The organism is Nonomuraea solani, from assembly GCF_900108335.1.
GTDB classification, from domain to species: domain Bacteria; phylum Actinomycetota; class Actinomycetes; order Streptosporangiales; family Streptosporangiaceae; genus Nonomuraea; species Nonomuraea solani.
The window spans coordinates 448,359-473,961 of the sequence record NZ_FNVT01000007.1 but is presented as its reverse complement, the minus strand read 5'-3'; the positions used below and the strand labels follow the sequence as shown (position 1 = coordinate 473,961).

General features: G+C 71.3%; 23 protein-coding genes. 12 read left to right on the top strand and 11 right to left on the bottom strand.

Annotated elements, in window-relative coordinates; translation table 11 throughout:
* Positions 1–22 precede the first annotated feature (22 nt).
* The 8 genes from C4V41_RS27385 to C4V41_RS65390 form a co-directional block, all read right to left on the bottom strand.
* The gene (locus C4V41_RS27385) at positions 23–1,048 is read right to left on the bottom strand and encodes an NAD(P)-dependent alcohol dehydrogenase (protein ID WP_103958792.1); all 1,026 of its coding nucleotides are present in this window, start codon (positions 1,046–1,048) and stop codon (positions 23–25) included.
* Positions 1,045–1,755: an iron-sulfur cluster assembly protein gene (locus C4V41_RS27380; protein WP_103958791.1), complete on the bottom strand. Its 711-nt coding sequence runs from the start codon at positions 1,753–1,755 to the stop codon at positions 1,045–1,047. The genes C4V41_RS27385 and C4V41_RS27380 overlap by 4 nt, the downstream gene beginning before the upstream one ends.
* Positions 1,752–2,780, bottom strand: coding sequence for an amidohydrolase family protein (locus C4V41_RS27375; RefSeq protein ID WP_103958790.1), 1,029 nt, complete (start codon positions 2,778–2,780; stop codon positions 1,752–1,754). The genes C4V41_RS27380 and C4V41_RS27375 overlap by 4 nt, the downstream gene beginning before the upstream one ends.
* A 3-nt stretch (positions 2,781–2,783) precedes the next feature.
* Positions 2,784–3,161 carry a propane 2-monooxygenase effector subunit MimD gene (mimD, locus tag C4V41_RS27370; RefSeq protein WP_103958789.1) on the bottom strand — a complete coding sequence of 126 codons (378 nt, stop codon included), beginning with the start codon at positions 3,159–3,161 and terminating at the stop codon, positions 2,784–2,786.
* A complete protein-coding gene (locus C4V41_RS27365) occupies positions 3,158–4,321 on the bottom strand; it encodes a ferritin family protein (protein WP_103958788.1) in 1,164 nt (387 codons plus the stop codon). The genes mimD and C4V41_RS27365 overlap by 4 nt, the downstream gene beginning before the upstream one ends.
* A gap of 13 nt (positions 4,322–4,334) precedes the next feature.
* Positions 4,335–5,357, bottom strand: a complete 1,023-nt coding sequence (locus tag C4V41_RS27360) for an FAD-binding oxidoreductase (protein WP_103958787.1) — start codon at positions 5,355–5,357, stop codon at positions 4,335–4,337.
* Positions 5,358–7,010, bottom strand: a complete 1,653-nt coding sequence (locus tag C4V41_RS27355) for a ferritin family protein (protein ID WP_103958786.1) — start codon at positions 7,008–7,010, stop codon at positions 5,358–5,360.
* Between the two features lie 99 nt (positions 7,011–7,109).
* Positions 7,110–7,232, bottom strand: a complete 123-nt coding sequence (locus C4V41_RS65390; RefSeq protein WP_268808665.1) for a hypothetical protein — start codon at positions 7,230–7,232, stop codon at positions 7,110–7,112.
* A 133-nt stretch (positions 7,233–7,365) separates the two neighbouring features.
* Here C4V41_RS65390 and C4V41_RS27350 point away from each other — a divergent pair, with 133 nt between their 5' ends.
* From C4V41_RS27350 to C4V41_RS60875, 4 genes are all read left to right on the top strand, one after another.
* Entirely contained in the window at positions 7,366–9,174 is a 1,809-nt protein-coding gene (locus C4V41_RS27350; protein WP_103958785.1) for a sigma-54-dependent Fis family transcriptional regulator, read from the top strand.
* A gap of 20 nt (positions 9,175–9,194) precedes the next feature.
* On the top strand, positions 9,195–9,434 hold the full coding sequence (locus tag C4V41_RS62025; protein WP_160150404.1) for a hypothetical protein: 240 nt from the start codon (positions 9,195–9,197) through the stop codon (positions 9,432–9,434).
* Positions 9,418–10,398, top strand: coding sequence for a serine hydrolase domain-containing protein (locus C4V41_RS27345; RefSeq protein ID WP_160150403.1), 981 nt, complete (start codon positions 9,418–9,420; stop codon positions 10,396–10,398). The genes C4V41_RS62025 and C4V41_RS27345 overlap by 17 nt, the downstream gene beginning before the upstream one ends.
* Positions 10,399–10,503: 105 nt before the next feature.
* Complete coding sequence (locus tag C4V41_RS60875) at positions 10,504–10,764, top strand: hypothetical protein (RefSeq protein WP_146103804.1); 261 nt, start codon at positions 10,504–10,506, stop codon at positions 10,762–10,764.
* Here the strand turns inward: C4V41_RS60875 and C4V41_RS27340 are convergent.
* Positions 10,718–11,452, bottom strand: coding sequence for a CAP domain-containing protein (locus tag C4V41_RS27340; RefSeq protein ID WP_146103803.1), 735 nt, complete (start codon positions 11,450–11,452; stop codon positions 10,718–10,720). The genes C4V41_RS60875 and C4V41_RS27340 overlap by 47 nt on opposite strands.
* Before the next feature lie 219 nt (positions 11,453–11,671).
* Between C4V41_RS27340 and C4V41_RS27335 the strand changes: the two genes are divergently transcribed.
* Together C4V41_RS27335 and C4V41_RS27330 are read left to right on the top strand one after the other, a co-directional pair.
* Positions 11,672–12,625: a hypothetical protein gene (locus tag C4V41_RS27335; protein WP_103958782.1), complete on the top strand. Its 954-nt coding sequence runs from the start codon at positions 11,672–11,674 to the stop codon at positions 12,623–12,625.
* 73 nt (positions 12,626–12,698) lie between these two features.
* Positions 12,699–17,870, top strand: coding sequence for a DNRLRE domain-containing protein (locus tag C4V41_RS27330; RefSeq protein ID WP_103958781.1), 5,172 nt, complete (start codon positions 12,699–12,701; stop codon positions 17,868–17,870).
* A 3-nt stretch (positions 17,871–17,873) separates the two neighbouring features.
* Here C4V41_RS27330 and C4V41_RS27325 read toward each other — a convergent pair whose 3' ends face one another.
* Together C4V41_RS27325 and C4V41_RS27320 are read right to left on the bottom strand one after the other, a co-directional pair.
* Entirely contained in the window at positions 17,874–18,362 is a 489-nt protein-coding gene (locus C4V41_RS27325) for an NADPH-dependent F420 reductase (protein WP_200824251.1), read from the bottom strand.
* 51 nt (positions 18,363–18,413) lie between these two features.
* The gene (locus C4V41_RS27320) at positions 18,414–19,190 is read right to left on the bottom strand and encodes an IclR family transcriptional regulator (RefSeq protein ID WP_103958780.1); all 777 of its coding nucleotides are present in this window, start codon (positions 19,188–19,190) and stop codon (positions 18,414–18,416) included.
* A 90-nt stretch (positions 19,191–19,280) separates the two neighbouring features.
* Here C4V41_RS27320 and C4V41_RS27315 point away from each other — a divergent pair, with 90 nt between their 5' ends.
* From C4V41_RS27315 to C4V41_RS27290, 6 genes are read left to right on the top strand one after another with little or no spacing between them, the layout of a single operon-like run.
* The gene (locus C4V41_RS27315) at positions 19,281–20,201 is read left to right on the top strand and encodes a 5-dehydro-4-deoxyglucarate dehydratase (RefSeq protein WP_103958860.1); all 921 of its coding nucleotides are present in this window, start codon (positions 19,281–19,283) and stop codon (positions 20,199–20,201) included.
* A gap of 43 nt (positions 20,202–20,244) precedes the next feature.
* Entirely contained in the window at positions 20,245–21,804 is a 1,560-nt protein-coding gene (locus tag C4V41_RS27310) for an ABC transporter substrate-binding protein (RefSeq protein WP_103958779.1), read from the top strand.
* Positions 21,805–21,815: 11 nt separating this feature from the next.
* Positions 21,816–22,742 (top strand): ABC transporter permease, encoded by a 927-nt coding sequence (locus C4V41_RS27305; protein WP_103958778.1) that lies wholly within the window; start codon positions 21,816–21,818, stop codon positions 22,740–22,742.
* Complete coding sequence (locus C4V41_RS27300; RefSeq protein WP_103958777.1) at positions 22,739–23,638, top strand: ABC transporter permease; 900 nt, start codon at positions 22,739–22,741, stop codon at positions 23,636–23,638. Before C4V41_RS27305 ends, C4V41_RS27300 begins: the two co-directional genes overlap by 4 nt.
* Positions 23,635–24,612 carry an ABC transporter ATP-binding protein gene (locus C4V41_RS27295; protein WP_200824250.1) on the top strand — a complete coding sequence of 326 codons (978 nt, stop codon included), beginning with the start codon at positions 23,635–23,637 and terminating at the stop codon, positions 24,610–24,612. The genes C4V41_RS27300 and C4V41_RS27295 overlap by 4 nt, the downstream gene beginning before the upstream one ends.
* Positions 24,605–25,603 (top strand): ABC transporter ATP-binding protein, encoded by a 999-nt coding sequence (locus tag C4V41_RS27290; protein ID WP_103958775.1) that lies wholly within the window; start codon positions 24,605–24,607, stop codon positions 25,601–25,603. The genes C4V41_RS27295 and C4V41_RS27290 overlap by 8 nt, the downstream gene beginning before the upstream one ends.

The window sequence follows — 25,603 nt, the reverse complement described above, 5'->3', positions numbered from 1 at the left end:
TCGGGCTGTCGCGACTATCCGGCTACGGGACGAGGATGGCGCGGCCGCGGACCCGGCCCGCGTCGAGATCCCGCAGGGCGTCCACCGCGGCCTCCAGCGGGTACGTCCTGGTGTGCAGCGTGACCTTGCCCGCCTGGGCCAGCACCATCAGCTCGGCGAGGTCGTTGTAGGTGCCGACGATGTTGCCGACGAGGTTGCGCTCGGTCGAGATGATGTCGAGCGTCGGGATGCGCACGGTGCCGCCGTACCCGATCACGTAGTAGGAGCCGGCCCGCGCCGTCATCGCGAACCCGTCCTGCTCGGCGCCCTGCTCGGCGACGAAGTCGAGCACGACCTCGGCCCCCCGGCCGTCGGTGAGATCCTTGACCGCGTCCACCTGCCGCCCGTCGGCGACGACGCCCGCGTGCGCGCCGAGCTGCTCGGCCAGCTTGAGCGCGTCGGGGTTGCGGTCGACCACGACGATCCGCGTCGCGGTGAGGGCGGCCAGGCACTGGATGCCGATGTGGCCGAGCCCGCCCGCCCCGATGACGACGCACGTCGTGCCGGGATGGAGCAGCGGGATCGCCTTGCGGACCGCGTGGTAGGCGGTGATGCCGGCGTCGGCCAGCGCGGCGACGTCCTCCGGCCGCGTCCGGGGGTCGAGCTTGACGCAGGCCCGCTCCGAGGTCAGCAGGAACGCGGCCATGCCGCCGTCGCGGGACAGGCCGGGGAAGGCGCTGTCGGCGCAGTGCATGTCCTGCCCGATCCGGCAGGCGCGGCACAGCCCGCAGGTGGGCGTCGGGTGCAGGATCACCGTGTCGCCGGCCCGCACGCTGGTGACGGCGGAGCCGGCCTCGTGCACCCAGCCGGCGTTCTCGTGGCCGAGCGTGTAGGGCAGCGCGATGCCCATCGCCTCGGCCCACTGGCCCTCGACGATGTGCAGGTCGGTACGGCACACGCCGGCGCCGCCGACGCGTACGACGACGTCGAGCGGCCCCTGGACGGTCGGCTCCGCTACCTCCTCGACCACGGGCATCTGGTGGTACCCGTGCAGCCGGACGGCCTTCATCGCTCCTCCTCGCCTTCCCCTTTGTCCTGATACCGATGCCGCAGCATGCCGCGGCAGATGCCGGTGTTGGCCTCGATGGCGACCCGCGTGGTGCGCGCCCGGCGCAGGTGCGGCACGACCGCGTCCGGGCCGATCGGCGCGCCCGTCGCCGGGTCGATCAGCAGCGGGGCGTCGTCCCCCGACGGCAGGCCCAGCTCGGCGCGCCGGCGCCGCAGCCGATCGAGTTCGCGTGAGCCGGGCACGTCACCGAGCGTCAGCCCGGCCGGATCTTCACCCGCCGGCAGGGACCGGCACACCTGGTCCGTGCCCGCCAGCACCGCCCTGCGCAGGAAGTCGGCGCGCAGCTCGTCGAGCTCCCCGGCGGCCTCGCCCTCGAAGGACCGCGCGAACCCGGCCCGCGCGGCCACCCCGCCGTTGATCTCCTCGGCGGCGAAATGGTCCTCAAGGATCACCTCGGCGTGGCGCACGCCCTCCGTCGCCGACACCGCGTCGTGGGCGTCGGCGACCATGAGGAAGGCGAAGTTGGGCGCGCAGAAGTACGTCGGCAGCCGCAGCCGCACCTCCGCCCGCCCGCGGGCGGAGACGGTGCACGACGCGACGAAGCCGAGCGCGGTGATCGGCTCGTCCAACTCCGGGTCGCGTACCGTCGCCAGTGCGGCGAGAACGCGCGCTGTGAGGGTCCGCGACCCGTCGAGCACGGCGCTCATGCCGGCGCGAGCGGCGGGACGCTCTGCCCCGCGTCGAGCCGGCACTCGGCCGGCACCTCGATGCCGTAGAGCCGGGCCGCGTTCAGCCCGAGGATCTTCTTCTTCGTCGCGGTGGTGACCCGCGGGAAGTCGGAGAACTCCTCGCCCGGGTAGTCCCAGTCGACGAAGCCCTCGATCTGCCACTTGGGCTCCCAGATGCCGTAGTCGCTGCCGAAGGTCATCTTGTCCTCGCCGACCCAGAACAGCAGCTCGCCCATCACCTTGGCGAAGAACCTGGGACGGGCGTGCATGAGGCCGCCGATGACGACCGACAGCCCCGCGTACACGTTGGGCTCCTGCGTCGCCATGAAGCAGAAGTCCTCGATGCGCGGCAGCCCGACGTGCTCGACGATGAAGTTGAGGTCGGGGAAGTCGGTCGCCGCGTGGTCGATGTCGGAGACGTCGAACGCGTCCTTGTCCAGCGGCCAGATCGTCGGCCCCTTGTGCACGTGAATGTTGACGATCCCGAGCTCCTGGCACGCCTCCAGATAGCGGTAGGCGGCCGGGTCCTTGAGCGTCCAGCCGCGCGAGCCCTCACGCCACTCGGCGGTGTAGAGCTTGACGCCCTTGGAGCCGTACCGCTCGACGTTGTGGGCGAGCGTCTTGAGGCCGTCGTCGCCGTCGCGGGGGTCCCAGCGGGTGTTGGCGATGAACTTCCCGGGGTGCCGCTCGCCGAGCGCCGCGTTGCGCTCGGTGGTGTTGAAGCCCTCCTTGTACCACTCCGTCAGGTACGTCGGCTGGAAGATCGCGACGTCCACGTGCCCGTCCTCGAAGAGGTCCTTCATCAGGTCCTCTTCGGAGTACTTCTGGAACTTCTCCATCGGCCAGTGGGTCTCGGCCGGAGCCAGCCCCTGGTACGCGTGGAAGCACTCGATCCAGCCCTTCGCGTACCGTTCGGCGCCCGGCACCCAGTTGTCCGGCGCCGCGTTCCAGTAGTGCATGTGACCATCGACTATGAAGTACTTCTCGCCGTCCTTCTCGTACACGGTTCAGCTCCTCGGCGTGACGGTCAGGTCGAAGCCGAGATAGCCGGCCGCGTCCTCCGGGTTCGCGAACATGATGGTCCGGTCGTCCTCGTGGATCATCCGGCCGTAGTGCGTGGACATGTTCTCCTCGAACTCGGCGGCGTCGAAGTAGCCGGGCTCCTCACCGAGCGCCTCGGAGATCTCGTCGTAGACGACGTCCATCCGCCGGACCGCGTCGATCCGGATCATCGAGGGCAGCGGCGTCACCCGTACGTTGTCCTTGGTGGCCATGACCTCGGCCACCACCACGCCGACCTGGTTGTTCATCAGCGTGAACCCGCACATTCCGGACGACGTGCTGTCCGACTTGAAGGGGCTCTCGGCCGTCCTGAACGTCGTCACTGGGTCAGCTCCTTCGGGGTGTCGAGGCGGAACTCGGCCAGCAGATCGGTGAACCGGCTCTTGGCCCGGTCGAGGCCGTCCTCGAAGCGGGGTGCCTTCGCGTCGGGCTGCGACCACAGCGGCTGCAGCGTGCGGGCGGCCGAGAGGGCGCGCGGCACCCAGAGCGAGAGCCACTCCTGCATGATCGTCGTGTTGTGGTGGGCGAACTCGCGGTCGTTGGCCAGCAGGCCGAACATGACCCTCGTGTAGCGCAGGTCCCGCTCGGCGTAGTCGTACTCCTCGGCGCCGACGATCGTGGGAGTGATGAAGTCGCCGTTGCGCGGGGCCGCCTGCTGCACCAGATGGCTCCGGAACAGCTCGCCGACCAGCGGCTCGAAGACCACGTTGGCGGCGAACACGGCCTCGCACCAGTCGTCGACGGCGGTCAGCCGCTCGGCGGTCTCCCGCACGCCCTGCCAGGCCGGGTCCCGGTTCCACGCCTCCAGGTGCGCGGCGCCGTCGAACCCGTCGATCTCCTCGCTCAGCGTCAGGTTGTAGAGCGCGAGGTCCTGGGCCGACCTGATCCGGTGCATGCTGTTGACCGAGATCGCGTTGTTGTGCATGTTGGTCGGCGCGCGGCGGTTGGCGTTGGCGAAGAGATAGAGGCCGAGCCCGTGGTCCACGTGCATCCACGCGCCGACGTGGCTCTCCACGAACCGCACCCAGTTCGGGTTCCACTGCTCGAACGCCTTCGACTGCCTGGCCGCCTCGATGTTCTGGCCGACCTGGCGCACCACGTTGGAGTTGTAGCGGTAGAGGGACAGCTCCCACTCCTGGTTGGGGTCGCGGAACTCGTGCCAGCCGTGCGCCGGCCACTCGTAGCCCTTGCCGCCGGAGCCGGGTCCGCGCTCGGGCTCGGGCCGGTCCTGGCCCCACGCCTTGAGCGCGGTCCAGTCCAGCGGGTAGCCGCCGCGGCCGTCGGAGAAGCCGTACAGCCAGCCCTGGCTCAGGTAGTGGCGCGGGTCCGGCTGGACCTCGACGGTCACGTCCTCGTAGTGCGTCCGCTTGCGTTTCTGCGGCGTGTAGTAGGCGAACTGGCGCGCGGTCGAATCCGGGAACTCCTTGGCGCCGGCTTCGGCGTCGGTGAAGACCGGCTTCGGTACGCTTCGCGGGGTTGTCATAAGGTTGCTCCCCTCACCCGGTCGTAGTGAATTTGTCGAAGTAGATGTGCTTCTGCGGCACCCCGAGCGCGGTGAGCAGCGGCATCGCCGCCTCGACCATGGGCGGCGGCCCGCAGAGGTAGGCGTGCGTGTTCCTGAGGTCGTGCTCGTGCCGCCGGACCACGTCGGTGATGAGGCCGACCTCGCCGTCCCAGTCCTCTTCGGACAGTGCCGGCACGTACCGGAAGCCCGGCAGGGTCTTCTCCAGAGCGCGCAACTCCTGCTCGAAGCAGAGGTCGCGACGGCGGCGCGCGCCGTAGTAGTAGGTGGCCCGGCGCTGGACGCCGCGCTCGGCCATCGAGCGCAGCAGCGCCAGGATCGGGGCCATGCCGGCGCCGCCGCCGACGAACAGCAGGTCCTCGCCGTGCCCTTCGCGCAGGGTGAAGACGCCGAACGGGCCGGTCAGGGAGAGGCGGTCGCCCACCGCGACCCGGGTGTCCAGGAAGTGCGAGAACAGGCCGTCCGGATACACCTTGATGACGAACTCCAGCCGGCCGCCGTCGCGGCTGGAGGTGTTCGCCATCGAGAACGAGCGGGTGGCCTCGGCGCCCGGGACGGCGATGTCCACGTACTGGCCGGGGAAGAACGTGAGCTCCTTGGGCTCGGCCAGCCGCAGCACCAGGTGGCGCAGATCGTGGGTGACCGGGTCGTTGGCGACGACCTCGGCCACCGCGTTCACGATCGGTAGCCCCGAGCGGATCATCTCCTCGTCGAAGTTGAGCAGCTCGATCGTGACGTCCTCGTACACGTGCGCCCGGCACAGCAGTGTGTAGCCCTCCTCCTTCTCGTAGTCGGGCAGGGCGAAGGTGGAGTACCGGTCCAGCTCGATGTCGTCGCCGTCGAGGACGAACGACTTGCAGGACGCGCACTGGCCCTCCTTGCAGCCGTGCATGAGCATGAGCCCCTGCTCGGCCGCGGCGCGCAGCACCGCCTGGTCCTCGCCGACCTCGATCTCGATGCCGACCGGTTCGAAGCGCACGACGTGCTTGTCGGCCATCTACGTGAGTTTCGGAGCCGGACGGCCCGCGGGCCCGCCCCGCACGTAGTCGGCGCGGAACGCCTCCCGCTCCTCCGGGGTCATCTCGTTGAGCAGCACGTTCGGGCTCTGCAGCGGCGGGCAGCGGCGCAGGTGATCGAGGGTCCACATCTTCGACGGGTCCAGGTTCAGGTGCGGCTGCGCGACCAGCGTCTTCCCGTCGTCGCGGACGAAGCCCATGTCGCTGACGACGTCGGCCCAGTTCCAGCCGTGGTAGAGCGTCTCCCACTCCCGGGAGCCGATGAGCTGGCCCATGTTGGGCGTCTGGCGGCCCTGGTAGACCGGGCGGAACGCGGTGACGTCGGTCCAGCGGCACGCCTCGTGGCAGTACGTGCGCCACTGGCCGTTGACCTCGTCCATGACCATGTCCTCGCGGACCAGGCAGGGCACCATGCAGGTCCAGCAGCGGTGCGGGTACTGGTAGTCGACGTCCTCGAAGACGATCGGGTTGTGGCCGTTGGGCTTCGACAGGCGGTTGTAGTTCTCCCACCACTTGCCGTACCTGTCGTACCAGCCGGGGTACTTGTGCTCGAACCACTCGAAGTCCGTGTCGGTCATCGGGTCGATCCGCCAGTAGTTGGCCAGCCAGCCGGTGGCGAAGAACTGGGCGACCTCGTGCACGTAGCCCTTGTTCCAGATCTGGTTCCACGCCTCCTCGATCAGGTCGTGCGGGATGACCAGGCCGTACTTCTCCAGCGGTACGAGGTAGCTGCGGTAGTAGTCGTCGTAGATCCACCGCCGCCACATCTCGGCGTAGCTCTCGCGGTCCTTGCGGCGGTCCTTGGTGCCGTACTCGATGAACGTGCCGATCGCGGCGTCCACCACCCGGTGGTTGTTCCACCAGGCGTAGCGCAGGTCGCGCTGCAGCAACTGGTGGTTGCCCTCGTCGGCCAGGGCCATCAGCAGGGTCGCGTAGCCGTTGCTGATGTGCCGGGACTCGTCGGACTGCACCGAGTGGAACACCGTCGGCAGCAGGTAGTCGCCGTTCGCGGCGGCCTCGGCCGGCATGGCGACGAACAGCGTGTTGGTGAACGCCGTCTCCGCCACGATCGTCAGGTAGATGCTCGCCGCGGTGATGGCGTCGCCGGTGATGAAACCCTCGGCGAACTGGCGGCCGATCGTCCCGCAGTAGTCGTTCTGGAAGTTGCGCAAGCTGCTGTTGAAGCCGGCCGGGTCGATGTAGTTGTTCATGTACAGGCGCTTGAGGTTCTGCTGGATCGTCGAGTGCCGTACCTCGTCGATCATCTGGATCGCCTGGCCGTTGTGCAGCTCGGGGTTGGGCACCGTACGGAACAGCAGCGGCATCGCCCGCGCCGCCGAGATCTCCGGCAGCGGGATGATGCTGAGGAACAGCTTCTGCCACTCCAGCCAGCGCTCCTGCACCTGGCGGAACATGTTGCCGCGGATGGCGCCGTCGGACGCGCCGTAGACGCGGTGGTCCTTCTCCTCCTGCATGGGGAAGTACGACCGCAGCACCTGCTTGAGCGGGTCCTTCTTCTGCGCCTTCTGGAAGGTGTAGTCGGTGCCGTACTGCGACACCGGCTCGTGGTACATCGGTTCCCAGGACAGCTCCTGGATCTTCTGGTGGGCCTTGGCCACGCTCTGGCGACTCATCGGTCACTCCTCACCGTGGGCCGACACTCGTCGTGCCCGGATCAGACCACGCGGACGGCGCCTCGGGCGTCTCAAGATGAGGCGGTGGACGGGTTTCGGTCAGCGATCGCCCAGCACCGGATGCAGACCCTGCCCGGCCAGGTGGTGGAAGACCAGGTTGACGACGCTCCAGGGGTTGAAGGTCTCGTCGTGCGGTTCCATCATCCGATCGAACGGCGTCATCGGCGCCGCGGCGGTCTCAATCTGAGACAGGTATCGGACAGCGGGCGCGTATGGTGAAAGTCGCGACGTAATCTCGAATCCGCCCGTGGGCCGGACCTCGCCCGCGGGAGCGTTCCCGCGAACAGGGGGCCCCATGCCGCCCACGCTGACGCGTCCAGGTGACCCTGCCGACGGCGACAACCTGGCCAAGGTTCGCGAACGGTTCCTGACCGCGGAGACCGTCGATCCGCACCAGGTCCGCGAGGCCATCCTGGCGTCGTGGTGGCGCTCCCGGCACTGGAACGTGGCGGCCGACCACATCGACCTGACCTACCTGCGCGACCCCGACCTCGACACCCCGCTGAGCCGCAGCGCGATGCCGGTGCTCATGCATCTGCGCGAGCACCTCGACGGCCAGCCGATCAGCATCATCCTCACCGACCCGGCGGGCCTGGTGCTGGCCCGGCTGGCGGCCGACCGCGACCTCGACGCGCACCTCGACCGCGTCCAGCTCGCGCCCGGCTTCAGCTACGCCGAGGAGTTCGTCGGCACCAACGGCATCGGCACCGCCCTGGAGGGCGGCCGGCCGATGCACGTGTTCGGCCACGAGCACTACGCGGAGCACTTGGAGGACCTCGCCTGCGCCGGTGTGCCGATCCACCACCCGATCACCGGGAAGACGATCGGCGCCGTCGACCTGACCTGCTGGCGCAGGGACGCCGACCCGCTGCTGCTGGCGCTGGCGAAGACCACGGCCGACCAGATCCAGCAGACGCTGTTCACCGACAGCAGCGTGCGCGAGCTGCGGCTGCTCCAGGAGTACCTGCGGACCTGCCGGCGCACCGCCGGCATCGTGTTCGCGCTCGACAACGACGTCGTGATGATGAACGACCACGCCCGGCAGGTGCTCGACCCGAGCGAGCAGTCGATCCTGCTCGGCCAGGCCGCCGAGACGCTCTCCGGCAGGCAGCCCAGCGCGGTGGTCTCGGTCGAGCTGCCCAGCGGCATGAAGGCCCGGATGTACTGCCGCCCGGTACGCGGCCCTGGCCGGCCCGCCGGCGGTGTCGTGCACGTGAAGCTGACCGAGCTCGGCAACCGGCAGCACACCGAGATCGTGACGCCGCCGCGCACGTTCCTGCCCGGCCTGGCCGGCTCCGGCGCGCTGTGGCTGCGCGGCTGCCACCAGGTCGAGGCGGTCCACACCTCCGGCGAGTGGCTCGCGCTGGAGGGCGAGCCCGGCGTCGGCAAGCTGGCCCTGGTCAGGGCCGTGCACCAGCGCCACACCCCGGCCGCGCACTTCTCCGTCCTGGACGCCGCCGACGCCGGTGACCGGAGCTGGCTCGCCGGGGCGCGGCGTGAGCTGCTCGGCGCGTCCGGCACCCTGGTGATCCGGCACGTCGACCGGCTCACCCCCGGGCGGCTGCGCTCGCTGTCGGCGGCCCTGCGCGCGGCGACGGCCGCGGACCGGCCGAGCCCGCTCTGGGTCGCGGTCACGCTGAGCCGGCGCGACGACCTCGGCGAACTGGCCGAGCTGCTGCGCTTCTTCCCGAGCACGGTCGAGCTGCCGCCGCTGCGGCACCACGTCGAGGACGTGCACGTGCTGGTGCCGTTCTTCCTGGCCAAGCTGATGCCGGGCGGCCGGCTGGTCTGCTCGCCCGAGGCGATGCAACTCCTCGTCCGGTCGAGCTGGCCCGGCAACACCGAACAGCTCTGGCAGGTGCTCAGGCGGGTCGTGCAGTACCGGCGTACCGGCTCCATCCAGCCGAACGACCTGCCGCCGGAGTGCCGGACGGTCAGCCGCCGGGTGCTCAGCCCGCTGGAGTCCATGGAGCGCGACGCCATCGTGCGGAGCCTGCTCGACCACGACGGCAACAAGATCAAGGCGGCCAGGTCGCTCGGCATGTCCCGGGCGACGATCTACCGCAAGATCCACGAGTACGGCATCGTGCCGCCGACCGCCTGACGCCCTCCGGCTTCGTCCAGGTGAATGACCGCGGGCCGGCCGTCATCGCCGCCGCCCTGCTCACCGCGACGACGGCCACCGCGGCCGTCGCGGAACAGGCGCCCCAGCCCGACTCCGTCCTTGAGATGGAGTCCATGGGCCGCAACCCGTCCACCATGTCGCTGTGCGTCTTCTTCACCAGGGGCGACGTCGCCCTCTCGTACGCCGATACATTGTCCGGTTATGGGAGATCTGAGCAGTCTGGTGGGGGGAACCGTTGACGGGCTCACGGCACGGCACGCGGGCGTGGTGGTCGCCGCCGTGGCGGGAGCGTCGACGGAGATCCAGGGTTCCGGCTCCTACGGCGCCGGCACGCTGTTCGAGATCGGCTCGGTCACCAAGGTGTTCACGGCGCTGACCCTGGCGCGGCTGGTCGTGGCGGGCACGGCCGGCCTCGACGAGCCGCTGGCCGCGCTGCTGCCCGAAGGGACACGAGTGCCGTCGCGGGACGGTGCGGAGATCAAGCTGCGGCACCTCGCCGGCCACACGTCGGGCCTGCCCCGGCTGCCCAAGGGCATGCTCCTTGAGGCGTTGCTGCGGCCGTCGAAGCCGGATCCGTACGCGCACTGCACCGCCGGCTTCCTGCTGGACGGCCTGTCGAGAACCCGGCTCGGCGCCACGCCCGGCCGCCGGTTCCGCTACTCCAACCTCGGCGCGGGCCTGCTCGGACTGGCCCTCGCCCACCGGAGCGGCACCGACTACGAGACGCTCGTCACCCGGGAGATCTGCGCGCCCCTGGGGATGGCCGACACCGGCATCGCCGATCGGCAGGGCCGGCTCGTCCAGGGCCACGACCGGCGCAAGCGGCCCGTCGCGCCCTGGCACCTGGCCGATCTGGCCGGCGCGGGCGGGCTGCGCTCGACGGCCGCTGACCTGGTCACCTTCGTACGCGCCCAACTGGCCCCGGAGCCCGGCGGCCTCGCCGACGCGATCCGGCTCAGCCACGAGGTCGAGCACCGGGCCAGCCCCTTCTCCTGGGTGCATCTGGGCTGGATGGGCCTGCGGTCGCACCCCAAGCAGGGAGGCGGCCTGCTGATCTGGCACAACGGGCGGATCGGCGGGTTCTCCTCGTTCGTGGGATTCAACCCGGAGAAGGAGGTGGCCGTCATCATCCTGAGCGACACGCACAGGTCGGTGGACACGCCCGGCCTCGACCTGATCCGCCGCTTGGAGTCCTTGCGGTAACGGTTCGCTGCGCGCCTTGTGCGCCGCCGGTGGCGGGTTCGCCATCCAGGCGGAACCTCATCCACCTGGGAGTCCCCATGGTGCCTTCGAAGGACTCTCCTGTCGGTGATCGCCGGGCTGTCGGTGCCGGCGGTCGCGGCGGCTTCCGGCGCCGTCGCCGGGGACGTGACGCCGGCGGCCGCCGACCCGGACACGACGGTCACCGTGAGCCCGGCGGGCGCCCGCGTGACGTTCGCCGGCGGCTGGATCGAGCTCCCGCCCGGCGCGGTGACCCAACCGGCCACAAGGGCACCGTGGACGCCGGCCCGTGGGCCTGAGGTCAGCCGCAGCGCCCGAACATCTGCACGTACGTCACGGCCGGCGTGATCGACCCGGCGGCCGGGTCCGCGCTGCCGAGGGCGGCCTTGGTGTACACCTCGGTGAACGCCGGGTTCAGGATCGCCTCGCGGTGCGGCTTGCTGTTCATCCACCAGGTGACGGCCGCCCGGGGCGTGACCTGGGAGGCGCCCCAGCCCGCGTACGTGTTCTCGGCGACGGCGAACGAGGAGCAGCGGCTGCTGTAGCCGACGGCCTGAGCGCGGCTCAGCGGGGTCGAGCCGGTCTGCGGGTTGACGTGCGGATCGCACCGGCCGGGGTCACCCTGCGTCGGCCGGCAGTTCTTGCCCGGCGTGACCTGGCCCCACCAGCGCAGCCTGACGGCGTCGGCGGCGTGCCTGGCGGCGGCGCTGCCGAGCGTGAGCGGGCCCTTCTTGCCCAGCGACAGATACCTCTTCAGCGGCTGCCGGCCGAGCGCGGCGCGTTCGGCGTTGACGAGGCACAACACGGCCGGCTCGATGGCGAGCTGCTGCCGCAGGAACGCCGCGAGCCCCTCGCGGGTGCCGGGGAATGCGGATTTGGGCTGGTAGACGACGTCGTTGCCGGCGCAGGTGCCGGCGCCCTTCAGCGGCGCGGCAGCGGCGGCGGGCTGGGCCAGGACGACCGCGCCGGTCAGCCCGGCCAGGAGGGCACCGGTGGCGACTCGCGGGGAGAGGAACGGCATTGGGGGCTCCTTCATGGCCGGGGTGCCTCCTTGATAAGCCGGACCCCTTGCAGCCCATCTGCCGGACCCCTTGCAGGCGCCTTTCAGACCCCTCGGTGAGCGGGCGACTACTGGATCTTGGAAGACGGCAAACGTTTACGGCCGCGCCATCCAAGATCACCCGAATGGTCGCCGATGATCTTTACGTTTGCGACGTTTGTGCATAACCCCCCACCCGCACGTGGAAGGACATCCATGCGCATCTCCGCTCGGGCGTTCGTCGTCGGCTTGGCGACGGCCCTGGCACTCAGCAGCGTGAACGTCGCCGGCACCCCGGCCTTCGCGCAGGACGACCCGGCTCTCGCGGCCCTCACCCAGGTGGTCCCCGAGATCGTCGAAGAGGCCAAGACCATCCCGCCCACCGAGATCCCCGACGGCAACGTGCAGCGGCCCTTCGCCGTCGCCACGGACCCCGACCGGACGCTGGTGGCGACCGTCAGTGACTCCGACATCGGCATCGGCATGCCGGAGGCCGCCGGCGCCGGTAACCAGCCGCTGCCCGGCCTGGTCACGTACGCCGCCAACCAGCCCAGCGTGGCCTACGCCCACCAGCGCACCGGCCAGATCGCGCGGGCGATGACCATCATCAAGGACGCCTCGGCGCCGACGGAGTACCGCTTCCCGATCTCCGCCCCCGAGGGCAGCATGCTGGAGGTCGAGGAGGACGACGGCACCGTCCTGATCTACAACAACGACTTCTACCTCGCCGAGATCGACCTGCCGTGGGCCAAGGACGCCAACGGCAACGCGGTGCCGACGTCGTACCGGGTGGAGGGCATGACGCTCATCCAGACCGTCGACCACGTGGGCGCCGCCTACCCCGTGGTCGCCGACCCGGCGCTCAAGCTGCAGTGCGAGTGGTGGAAGGCCATGTGCCGGCTCATCTTCTCGAAGAAGCTGACCAAGAAGATCTACGGTGTCTGGCTCGTCGCCGGCGTCGCCGGCGCCATCGAGGCGCTGAAGAGCTCCTGCGACAAGCTCAAGGGCAAGGCCAAGGTCATCTGCAAGATCGCCTACACGGCGGGTGGCGCCTCGGTCATCTACAAGGTCCGGGAGGCCGCGAGGAAGAACCAGTGCCTCGCGATCCGGTTCCAGGCGCCGGGCATCGTCTGGTACGAGGTCCGCAAGAAGAGCTGCCAGAGCAAGTAACCCCCAGCACCACCCGACGCCCCCGCCGGTCCGGCGGGGGCGTCGCCCTACGCGCACACCCCCCGGAGCCTCCATGCCTGCCATCACGCCACGGGCCCTCGCCGGTGGTCTCGCCCTGCTGCTTCTGCCCCTGACCGCCCTTCCGTCGGCCGCGACGCCATCGGCCCCGACGCCCGTGGCCGAGCGGGGTGACGACCCGAGTGCCCCGGCCCGGCTCACGGCCGAGCCGAGCGCGCCCGACGAGCCGTCCGCCCGGCTGTCCGCGCGGCTGACGGGCCGACGGGTGGAGGTCGCCGGGGTGCGCACCGAGACCACCACGACCTACGCGAACCCGGACGGCTCGCTGACGGTCGACTCGTTCGCCGGTCCCGTCAGGTTTCGCCGCGACGGCGCCTGGGCCCCCGTGGACATCACGCTGACCAAGGCCCCGACGGGCGAGATCGTCACCAGGGGCCACGGCCGCGCGCTGAGGTTCGGCGGCGGGCGCGCGGGCGCGTCCCGGCAGGCGAGCGCGACAGGCAGGACCGATCTGATCACGATCGGTGAGGGTGCCTCCAAGGTGACCATGCAATGGCCGGGCGCGCTGCCGGTGCCGCGCCTGTCGGGGGAGACGGCCACCTACCCCGGCGTCATGCCGGCCGCCGACCTCGTCGTCACCGCCACCAGGACGGGCGCCGAGCAGTTCCTGCTGCTCAAGTCCCGCCCCGCCGCTCCGCTGGAGTACCGGCTGGGGCTGAAGGCGCCGGGTCTCGAACCGCGCCCGGCGGCGGGCGGCGGCGTGGAGCTGGTGGACGCCAAGGGCAAGGTCGCGGTCACCGTCCCCGCCCCCGTCATGTGGGACGCCACCGAGCACCCGATCTCCGGCGAGCACCTGCGCCGCGCCCCCGTGGCGATGAAGGTCGACGGCCGTGACCTCGTCCTCACCCCGGACCCGGCCTTCCTGAACGACCCCGCCACGACATACCCCGTCACCGTGGACCCCTCACTCAACCTGGGCCAGGTCTTCGACACGTTCGTGCAGGAGGGCTACGGCACCGACCAGTCGGGCGCCACCGAGCTCAAGATCGGCAACAACGGCAGTGGCCAGGTCGCCCGGTCGTTCATCACGTGGAAGACCCCCGGCATCGCGGGCAGGAAGATCACCGCGGCCACGCTGAAGCTCTGGAACTACCACTCGTGGTCGTGCGACGCCCGCACCTGGGAGGTCTGGTCGGCCAACCGGGCCTCGACGTCGTCGCGCTGGCCGGGCCCGGCGATGGCCGCCGAATACGCCTCCTCCAGCCAGACGAAGGGCCACGGCAGCGGCTGCGCCGACGGCTGGGTCACCGCCAACGTCACCTCACTGGTGCAGCACTGGGCCAACGAAGGCTGGAAAGAGTCCGGCATGGGCCTGCGGGCCTCCAGCGAGACGGACAAATACGCCTGGAAGCGATTCCACTCGGGCAACGCCTCGTCGAAGGTGCCGGTCATCTCGGTGACGTACAACTCCTACCCGAGCACCCCGGTCTCGGCCTGGCTCTCGCCGCACAGCGCCTACGACGGCGTCCACTGGACCAACTCGCTCACCCCGCAACTGCGCAACCACGTGCGCGACCCCGACGGCGGGAACGTGCGCGGCCTGTTCGACGTGTACGCGGGCTCGACGCTGCTGATCGACAACCTCTACGGCGCGTACGTGGCCAGCAACGGCTTCTCCGGCGCCAACGTGCCCGCGGGCAAGCTCGCCCACGGCAAGACGTACACGACCCGGACCTGGGCCAACGACGGCTCCCTGACCTCGAAGGCGTACCTGGCGAGGACGTTCTCGGTCGACACCGCCAAGCCGCCCGCCCCCAAGGTGACCTCGGCCGACTATCCGAACGACGGCGGCTGGCACGGCGACGCGGGCAAGGCGGGCACGTTCACGCTCACCCCGGCGAACACCGACACCGGCTGGGTCGCGTACAAGCTGGACAGCGGCGCCACCACGAAGGTGCTGACCACCGGCGCGGCCGTCACCGCCAAGCTGACGCCCGCCACGGTCGGCGCGCACACGCTCAGCGTGCACACCATCGACAAGGCCGGCAACGCCTCGCCGGTCACCGCGTACACCTTCAACGCGGGCTCCGGCGCGGCCGTGGCCGTGCTCGCCGCCCCCGAGGACGGCCTGCGCAGCACCGGCAAGGTGCCGCTGGCAGTGACGGGCACGGCCTTCACGCAGGCGCGCTTCCAGTACCGGCGGTCCGAGACCGAGGACTGGGCGGACCTGCCGGTGGCGAACGTGACCGGCGCGGACGGCAAGCCGCTGACCGCGTGGCCCGTCGCGGCGCCCGGCAAGCTGTCCGGGCTGGTCTGGGACGCCGGATCGCAGCTCGGCGACGCCGCCGTCCAGGTGCGCGCGCTCGTCGCGGGCTCGACCGGGGCCACGGCGGAGTCCGCCCCGGCCGAGATCGTCGTCGACCGCCGCGCCACCAGGGCCGCCACCAGCGAGATCGGCCCCGGCGTGGTCAACCTGCGCACCGGCGACTACCGCCTCCAGACGACGGCGGGCGGCCCCTTCGGCCTGACGCTCACCCGTACGGCCTCCTCCCTCGACCCCTCGTGGGCACCGGCGCTGACCGTGCTCAGGGAGACCTCGCCCACGTCCGTCGAACTGACCCGCGCGGACGGCCCGCCGGTGAGGTTCACCAGGACCAAGGACGGCTGGAGGCCGGAGCCGGGCGCCGAGAACCTGACCCTGACCGGCACGTACACGCTCACCGACGCCCGCGGCGAGGTCACCGCCTTCACCAAGCAGGGGGACCTCTACGCGCCCGCCGGCCACACCTACGAGCAGGGCCGCATCAGGTCGATCACCCGTTCGGGCCACACGCTCGACTTCGGCCACGACGCCGCCGGCCGCCTGGCCACGGTCTCGCTCAAGGGAGCGGTGATCGCCCAGTACGGCTACGACAACGCGGGCCGGCTGTCCGAGACGTGGGACCCGCGCGTCAGCCCGCCGCTGAAGACCCTCTACGGGTACGACTCCGCCGGCCGCGTCGCCACCCTCACCCCGCCCGGCGAACTGCCGTGGACCTTCGCGTACGAGGCCGATGGCCGCCTGCGCTCGGTCACCCGCGCCACCCTCAAGCCCGGCACCGCCGACCAGATCGCCGGCGAGGCACGGACCACGGTGGCCTACGGCGTGCCGCTCACCATGGCGGCCGGCGGCCCGGCGAACGTGACGGCCGGGGACGTGGCCGGCTGGGGCCAGGCCGTGGCGCCCGTGACGGCCACGGCGGTGCACCCGCCGGGCTCGGCGAACCGCCCCACCGTGACGTACCTGGACGAGTCGGGCCGCGCGGTCAATGTGCTGGTCCCCGGCGGGCACCTGTCCGCCACTGACTACGACCGCTACGGCCACCCGGTCAGGGTCCTCACCGCCGCGAACAGGGAGCTGTCGCAGCGGGACACGACCGACTACCGGCTCGTCGAGCTGGCCATCACCGCCTACGGCCCGGACGAACGCGCCGAACTGCTGTCCACCCGCTCCGTCTACGACCGCGGCAGGAAGATCGAGGAGCTGAGCCCGGTCCACATCGTCAACCTGGAGTCCGAGGTGGACGACCTGCCGGCCGGCTACGCCATCGGCGCCAGGACCCGCACCGTCAGCACGTACGACGAGGGCCGCCCGGCCACCGCCACCGCCCGCGACCTGCCCACGACCGTGAAGACCGGCGCCGTGATCGTCGGACGCGAGTCCAGGCCGGACGCCGACGTCAAGACCACCACCTTCACCTACGACTGGGCCACCGGCACGCGGCTCAGGACGGTCCGCGACCCCGGCGGCCGCGCGGTCACCGCCGAGACCGCGAGATCCGTCCTCTACACGGCGACCGGCACCGGCACGTGCGCCGGTCGGCCGGAATGGGCCGGTCTGGTGTGCCAGGACGGCGGCCGGACCTACACCTACACCGCCGCCGGCCTGCCGTACACCATCACCGAAGGCGGCACGGTCACCACGATCAAGCACGACCAGGGCGGCCGCCCTATCACGACCCAGACCGGCGGGGAGCCCGAGATCGGCCTCGGCTACAGCCCGGCCAGCGGCCGTCCCACCGAGCGGTGGCGCGGCACGGAGAAGATCGTGACGGCCTACGACCGGCTGGGCCGGGCCATGTCCCACATCGACGCCGACGGCGGCCAGACCCGCACCGAGTACGACGACCTCGACCGTCCGGCCAAGGTCACCGACTCGGTCCCGTCCACCAGGATCTACACCTACGATCACACCGCCGAGCCGCGCGGCCTGCCCACCGCGGTCACCGACTCGGTGGCGGGCAGGTTCACCGCCCGCTACGACGCCGAGGGCCGCCAGGCCGGGGGCGACCTGCCGGGCGGGCTGCACGCGCAGGCCCTGTACGACGAGCGGGGCCGGCACTTCGCCCAGATCTACACCAGGGACGGGCTGGAGGCCCCGGTGCTGATCGACCAGGTCGGCCGGACCGTCCATGGGCAGGAGCTGCTGCGCATGCGTACCGACACCATGAACGAGGGGCAGCTCGCCTACGACAAGGCGGGCCTGCTCACCTCGGTGCTGGACATGGGCTTCCCGCTGTGCACGCTGCGCCGCTACGCCCACGACGGCGCGGGCAACCGGACCCGGCTGGCGGTTCAGGCGTCGGACGAGGACTGCCCGGTGGCCGACGACGCCGCCGCGAGCATCACGTCGTACGCCTACACCTCCGACGGCAGGCTGACCGGCGACGGCTACGGCTACGACCCGGCGGGCCGTACCACCGCGCTGCCGGACGGCCGCACCATCGGCTACTTCGCGGGCGGCTCGCCCGCCCGGCAGACCGCCGGCGACCAGAGCCTGACCTGGACGCGCGACCCGGCGGGCCGGATCAGGTCGGAGACCACAGAGACGGGCGCGGTCACCGTGCACCACTACGGCACCGACGGCGACCGCCCCTCCTGGACCACCGGTGACGGCACGGTCGTCCGCCAGGTGCCCGGCGTCGGCGGCGAGCTGGCCGCGCTCACGGGAGCGACCGGAGGGGTGCGCGTGCAACTGCTCACCGTCGGCGGCCACGTGGGCGCCGACCTCGATCTCGACGCCGACCTGGCCACCGTGATCGGGTACGACGAGTTCGGCGTGGCCACCCAGCCGCAGCGCTACGGCTGGCTGGGCGGCGCGTTCAACCCGACCACGCTGGGGACGGTCCTGGTGGCGGGCCGCCTGTACGAACCGTCGCTCGGCCGCTTCCTGCAGCGGCCGTACTGAGGATCAGCCTGGCCGCCGCGCCGCGGCGGCCAGCTCCCTCACCCGGCCGGCGGGCACCGGCACCCCGGGGGTCTCGAACCAGCGGTAGGCATCCTCCTGGCTCAGCTCCCCCTGGGGCCGGGGGACCACGTACGGGTCGACGTAGACCGGGGTGTCCGGCTGGCTGCGCCAGCTCTCGGCCAGCGGGCCGATGTCCACCACGTCGTAACCGAGGAGGCCGAGCAGCCCGGCCACCTCGGCCTTGGCGGCCGCGTCGTCGCCCGCGATGGGCAGGGCGCTGCGGTCGGCGGCGCCGGCCGGCCGGGCGCTGGTGAGCAGGCGGTGGAAGTCGATGTTGTTGAACGCCTTCACCACGCGGGACCCGGCCAGGTGCCGCTGCACCAGGGCGCTGGAGGTCAGCTCACCCGCGTCCAGCTCCGCCGCCGCCCTCGACTGCCTGAGCGTCGCCCTCGACCACTGGACCGCCTCGGACGGCGGCCTCGACCTCGTCACCCTCGTGGACGAGACCTTCGCCACCCTCGCCCCCCAGCCTGGCGAGCCGGCCTAGCGGACGATGCGGCCCCGGGCCCGGAGCAGGGCGGCCACGACCTTCTCCTCGCGGTCGGCGTCGAGGCGGACGACGGGGATCGAGCAGCTGAGAGCCTCGTTCGGAGGCGAGGAGAACCCGAGGGCGACGGCGAAGCAGCGCAGGCCGATGGTCGACTCCTGCTCGTCGATGGCGTGCCCGCGCAGCCGGATCGCCTCCAGCTCGGCACGCAGCGCCGCCCGGTCGGTGAAGCTGTGGACGGTGCGCGGCGTCAGCGTCTCCGGCAGCAGCCGGTCCACCTCGTCCCAGGGGCGCATGGCGAGAATCGCCTTGCCGAGACCGGTCGCCCACGAGGGCAGCCGCCGCCCCGGCCGGGAGACGACGGCGAGGGAGTGCCGGGAGATGTTCGTGGCCAGGTAGACGATCTCCGCGCCGTCGAGCCGGGCCAGGTGCACGGTCTCGCCCAGTTCGTTGTTCAGCTCGTTCATCGCCGGCTGTGCCCGCTGGACGACGTCGTCGTGCTCGACGTACGAGGCCCCCGCGCGCAGCGCGCGCAGCCCGATCCGGTAGCGGCCGGCGGCGTCGGAGTCGATCCAGCCGGTGTTCACCAGCGTCGTGAGCAGCGCGTACGCGCTCGCCCTGGGCAGGGTCAGGCCGGTGGCCACCTCGCGCAGCGAGCACGCGTGATCGGCGGAGCTCAGATATTCGAGCACCGCGATGGTCCGTTCGGCCGATTTGACGCTGCGGACGCCCCCGCCGGTCTCCGGCGACGGGTCTCCATCATGTTTCGTCATCGACCACCTCTTGACGTGCGTAGAAACCCCGACTTAATGTCTCGGCTACAAATATAGACAGCGTCTTCATATGTAGACAAGAGGTTGTTCGTGGCGCCCCCCGCTCTTTCCCTGGCCGGACTGCTCGCCTTCCCCGTCACTCCGTTCACGGAGTCGGGCGAGGTGGACCTGTCCCGCTTCAGGACGCATCTCACCGACGTCCTCGCGACCGAGCCCAGCGCGATCTTCGTCGCGTGCGGCACCGGTGAGCTGGCGTCGCTGACGGCCACCGAGCATCAGGCGGTGGTCAGGGCGGCCGTCGACCACGTCGCCGGGGCGGCCCCCGTGCTCGCCGGGGTCGGCGGTGGCACGCGTACGGCCGCGGAGTTCGCCCGGGCCGCGCAGGCCGCCGGGGCGGACGGACTGCTGGCGCTCCCACCATACCTGCAGGTCGGGCCGCCGGCCGGGCTGGTGGAGCACTACCGCCAGGTCGCCGCCGCCACCGACCTGGGCGTGATCCTCTACCAGCGCGGCACGGCGATCTTCACCCCCGAGTCGGTGGCCGAGCTCGCCGAGGTGGACAACATCGTCGCGCTGAAGGACGGCCACGGCGACATGGAGCTGCTCCAGCTCATCCAGACCGCCACCGCCGGCCGGCTCCCGCTGCTGAACGGCATGCCGACCGCGGAGGTCTTCGCCCGCTCCTACGCCGGACTCGGCGCCCGCGCCTACTCCTCGGCGGTGCTGGCCTTCGTCCCCGAGGTCGCCACCGCGTTCTTCCTGGCCTTCGAGACCGGCGACGACGCGACCCAGGAACTCCTGCTCCGCGAGTTCTACGCGCCCCTGGCCGACCTGCGCAAGACCACCCCCGGCTACGCCGTCTCCCTCATCAAGGCCGGCCTGGAGATCCGTGGCCGCTCCGCCGGACCCGTCCGCTCACCGCTCGGGCACGTCACTCCCGAGCACCGCGAGCGGCTCGCCCGCATCATCGACCGTGGCCTCGCCGCCCTCACCGCGACGCCCGTCGCATAGCACCCGCCTGCCCCGCCCCAGGGCAGGCGACTTCGGAGGAATCATGATCACCACCCCCAGCCGCCGTCAGGCGGCCTCCGCCCTCCTGGCGCTCGCCGCCATGATGACCGCCGGCGCCTGCTCGGTCGCCAACAGCGGCCCTGAGCCGTCGGCCGGCGGCGCGGCGGCGAGCACCGTCCGCATCGTGCTGCCGGAGGAGCCTCCGACGCTGGAGCCGTGCGACGCCTCTCTCACCGCGACCGGGCGCGTCACCCGCGCCAACATCACCGAGGCGCTCACGGAGCGGGACCCGGGCACTGGCGAGCTGAAGCCGGCGCTGTCCACGGAGTGGAAGCAGGACTCGCCGACCGAGTGGACCTTCACCCTGCGCAAGGACGTGAAGTTCCACGACGGCAGCGCGTTCGACGCCAAGGCGGCCGCCTTCTCCATCGACCGGACCCTCAACCCCAAGGTCGACTGCAACGTCAACGGCTACGTCTTCGGCGGCATCAAGCTGACGGCCACGGCCGTGGACGACGTGACCCTCAAGGTGAAGACCGCCAAGGCGGACCCGATCCTGCCGCTGCGGCTGTCGTTCGTGGAGATCGTGCCGACGACCACGAACGCGACCGGCAAGGTCCGCGAGCCCGTCGGCACCGGCCCCTACAAGATCGCCAAGTGGGACGCGGGCCGCAGCCTGCGCCTGGAGAAGTACGCCGGCTACTGGGGCAAGGCGCCGGAGTTCGCGGCGGCCGAGTACGTCTGGCGCGCCGAGGGCAGCATCCGCGCCGCCATGGTCAAGAGCGACGAGGCCGACATCGCGGTGGGCCTGGCCCCCGAGGACGGCGCCGGCGACTCCGCCGTGCAGTTCCCCAACAACGAGACCTCCTACCTGCGCATCGACGCCACCAAGCCGCCGCTCAACGACATCCGCGTGCGCCAGGCGATCAACTACGCCATCGACAAGGACGGGCTCGTCGCCTCGGTGTTCGCCGGGCTCGGCAAGTCGGCGGGCCAGATCGTCCCCGAGGGCGTGACCGGTCACAGCCCGGCCATCCAGCCGTGGCCGTACGACATGAACCAGGCCAAGAAGCTGATCGCGGAGGCCAAGGCGGACGGCGTCCCCACGGGCACCGCCATCACGATCATCGGCAGGAACGGCATCTACCCCAAGGCCGCCGAGGCCATGGAGGTCGTGCAGAACTCGCTGATGGAGGCCGGGCTCTCGGTCAAGATCCAGATGCTCGACGTGAACGCCTGGCTCGAATACCTGCTGGCCCCGTTCCCCAAGGACGCCGGCCCCACGCTGCTGCAGGCCCAGCACGGCAACCAGGCCGGTGACGCGGCCTTCACGATGGGCCAGATCTACGGCAGCAAGGGCGCGCAGAGCAGCTACGGCACCAAGGAGCTCGACGAGCTGATCTCCACCGCCGAGCAGGCTTCGGGCGCCGAGCGCCAGGCCGCGTTCGCCAAGGCGCTGGAGTACCAGAACAAGGACGTCGTCCGCGACGCGGTCCTCGCGCACATGACCGGCATCCTCGCGCTGTCGAAGAAGGTCACCTACAAGCCCGACGCCGCCACGAACGACGAGATGCGCCTCGCCGACATCCACCCGGCCGGCTGAGAGGAACGAGTGTGCTGACCTTCCTGCGGCGTCGCATCGTTTCGAGCGCGATCCCGCTGGTCGTCGTGATCCTCGGCGTGTTCTACCTGGCGCGCCTCACCGGTGATCCGGCGAATCTCTACCTGCCCCTCAGCGCCACCCCGGAGATGCGGGCGGAGTTCGCCGCCCGCCACGGGTTCGACCAGCCGCTGCTCGTCCAGTTCGGCGACTACCTGTCCCAGGTGATCCAGCTCAACTTCGGCGAGTCGCTGCGCACCGCCGAGCCCGCCGCCGACGCGGTGCTGCGGGCGTTCCCGGCGACGCTGCAGCTCGCGGGCGCGACGATGATCCTGGCGATCCTCGGCGCGATCGTGGTCGGGAGCTGGGCGGCCTACCGCCCCAACTCCGTGGCCGACCGGGTCGCCAGCTTCACCTCGACGACCGCGGCGAGCATGCCGGACTTCTGGTTCGCCATCATGGGCGTGCTGGTGTTCGCCGTGGCGCTCGGCTGGCTGCCCACCTCGGGCACCGAGGGCGCGGCGGCGTGGGTGCTGCCGGTGGTCACCCTGCTGATCAGGCCGTTCGGCGTGCTCGTGCAGGTCGTACGCGGGGCGATGGTCACGGCGCTGTCGGCGCCGTACATCAAGGTGGCCAGGAGCAAGGGCGCGGGAGAGCTGCGGGTGGTCTTCGGCCACGCGCTGCGCAACGCCGCGCCCCCCGCGCTCACCGTGGCCGGCGACCTCGCGGTCGGGCTGGTCAACGGCGCGGTGGTCGTCGAGACGATCTTCGGCTGGCCGGGCATCGGCAAGCTGATGATCACCTCGATCCTGCAGCGCGACTTCGCGGTGCTGCAGGCCGCGGTCCTGGTGACCGCGATCACCATCTTCGCGCTCAACATCATCATCGACGCCTGCTACGCGCTTCTGGACTCCAGGGTCCGTCAGGGGGTGACCGCATGAGGCACACCTCCTGGTGGCGGCTGCTGCTGCGGGACAAGTTCGCCTGTGTGGCGGTGGTGGTCCTGCTGGTCGTGTTCGCCGCCGCCCTCGTGGGGCCGATCCTGCTCGGCGACCTGGCCACCAAGCAGAACCTGCGGGCGGTCAACCGGCCGCCGTTCAGCTTCGACGACGGCTGGGCGTTCCTGCTCGGCAGCGACTCGCTCGGCCGCAGCCTGCTCGCCCGGCTCATCGTGGCCAGCCGTACGACGCTCTCCGTCGCCGTCCCGGCCGTGGTGATCTCCCTCGTGGTCGGGTCCGTCTGGGGGATGTGGGCGGGCTATCACCGCGGCTGGCGCGAGAACGTCTCCATGCGCGTCGCCGACGTCATCCTCAGCTTTCCGTCGCTGCTGCTGGCCGTCGTCGTCCTGTACGTCTTCTCGCCCAGCGCCGGCAACATCATCCTGGTCCTGGCGATCGCGCGCATCCCGATCTACCTGCGGGCCGCCCGCGCGGAGTCGGCCGAGCTGCAGAGCCGGCTGTTCGTCGACGCGGCGCGCACGTTCGGCGCCAAGAGCTGGGCGATCATCGGCAGGCACGTGGCACCCACCGTGCTGCCCACCCTGTTCACCGTCGCGACCCTGGACTTCTGCTTCGTGATGCTCACCGAGTCGTCGCTGAGCTTCCTCGGCATCGGCATCCAGCCGCCGGACATGAGCTGGGGCCTGATGGTCGCCCAGGGCCGGCAGGTGCTGCAGAGCGCCTGGTGGATCGCCGTCTTCCCGGGCCTGGCCATCGTGGTCACCACCGTGTCGGCGACCATCCTCGCCTCGTGGGCGCGCCTGGCCATGGACCCCGGCCAGCGGTGGCGGCTCACCCTGCCCCGCGCCGAACGCAAGATCAAGGAGGTGAAGGCGTGAACCCAGTGCTGGAGGTGGATCGGCTGGCCGTCGACATCCGCACCCCCGCCGGAACCGTACGCGCCGTGCGCGAGGTCAGCTTCTCCGTCCAGTCCGGCGAGACGCTGGCGCTCCTGGGCGAGTCGGGCTGCGGCAAGAGCATGACGGCGCAGGCCATCGCCGGGCTCCTCGACCCAGTGGCGCACGTGGCCGGCGGCGCCGTACGCCTCGACGGGACCGACCTCCTCACCCTGCCGCCGGCCCAGCGCCGGCGGCTGGCCGGTCCCGGCCTGTCGATCGTGTTCCAGGACGCGCTCACCGCGCTGAACCCCGTCCAGACGGTCGGCGCCCAGCTCGCCGAGCCGTTCCGGATCCACGAGCGGGTGTCACGCCGCGCCGCGCGGGCCCGCGCCGTCGAGCTGATGGAACGGGTCGGCATCCCCGAGCCGCGCGCCCGGGCCGGCGCCTATCCGCACCAGTTCTCCGGCGGCATGCGCCAGCGGCTGCTCATCGCGCTGGCGATGGCCCTGCGGCCCAAGGTGCTGCTCGCCGACGAGCCCACCACCGCCCTCGACGTCACCGTGCAGGCCCAGATCATGGAGCTGCTGCGCGAGCTGCGCACCGAGCAGCAGACGGCGCTCATCCTGATCACGCACGACCTCGCGGTCGTGGCCGAGCAGGCCGACCACGTGGCCGTCATGTACGCGGGCGCCATCGTCGAGACGGGCCGCGTGGCCGACGTGTTCGCCCGGCCCCGGCACCCGTACACGCGGGGCCTGCTCGACTCGGTGCCGGCCGAGGTCGCGCGCGGCACCAACCTGAAGTCCATCCCGGGCAGCCCGCCCGACCTGCACTCGGTGCCCTCGGGCTGCGCCTTCCGCGCGCGCTGCACGATGGCCACCGACGTGTGCGCGGAGGAGCGCCCGGTCCTCGCCGAGTCCGGGCCCGGCCGCCATTCCGCGTGTCACCACTGGAAGGAGCTGGCCGATGACTGAGGCCGCCACGGTTCCGCTGCTCGACGTGGCGGGGGTGAGCAAGACCTTCCACGTGTCCGGCAAGGGCCGCCTGCGCGCGCTGGACGGCGTCGACCTGCGCCTGGGGCACGGCGAGACGCTGGGCCTGGTGGGGGAGTCGGGCTGCGGCAAGTCCACCCTGGCCAGGGTGCTGCTCATGCTGGAGCGGCCCGACCAGGGCCACGTCAGGTTCGAGGGCACGGACCCGTTCGCGCTGCGCGGCAAGGAGCTGCTGCGGTGGCGCCGCCGTGTCCAGATGGTGTTCCAGGACCCGTTCGCGTCGCTGAACGCCCGCTTGTGCGCCGAGGACATCGTCGCCGAGCCGTGGCGGACGCACCGGGACCTCGTACCGGCGAAGGAGCGCGGCAAGCGGGTCGCCGACCTTCTCGAAATGGTCGGGTTGCGGGCGGGCGACGCCCGGCGGTATCCGCAGGAGTTCTCCGGCGGCCAGCGGCAGCGGCTGGGGATCGCCCGCGCGCTCGCGCTCGAACCCGACGTCATCGTGTGCGACGAGCCCGTGTCGGCGCTCGACCTGTCCGTCCAGGCGCAGGTGCTCAACCTGCTCACCGACCTGCAGGCCCGGCTCGGCGTGTCGTACGTGTTCATCTCACATGACCTGTCCGTCGTCCGCCACGTCGCCGACCGCGTCTCGGTCATGTACCTCGGCAAGATCGTCGAGACCGGCCCGACCCGGCAGGTGTTCGACCGGCCGCGGCACCCCTACACCGCCGCCCTGATGTCCGCGGCGCCGGTGCTCGACGTCACCTCCGGCGTCCGGCGGGAGCGCATCCTGCTCAAGGGCGAGGTGCCCTCGCCGCTCGACCCGCCGTCGGGGTGCCGCTTCCGTACCCGCTGCTGGCAGGCTCAGGACGTCTGCGCCCAGGACGTGCCGCCCTTGGAGCCGGCCGACGGTGAACCGCTGCACGCGGCCGCCTGTCACTTCCCTCTTCAGGAGGTGACGGCGGGGGCTTGA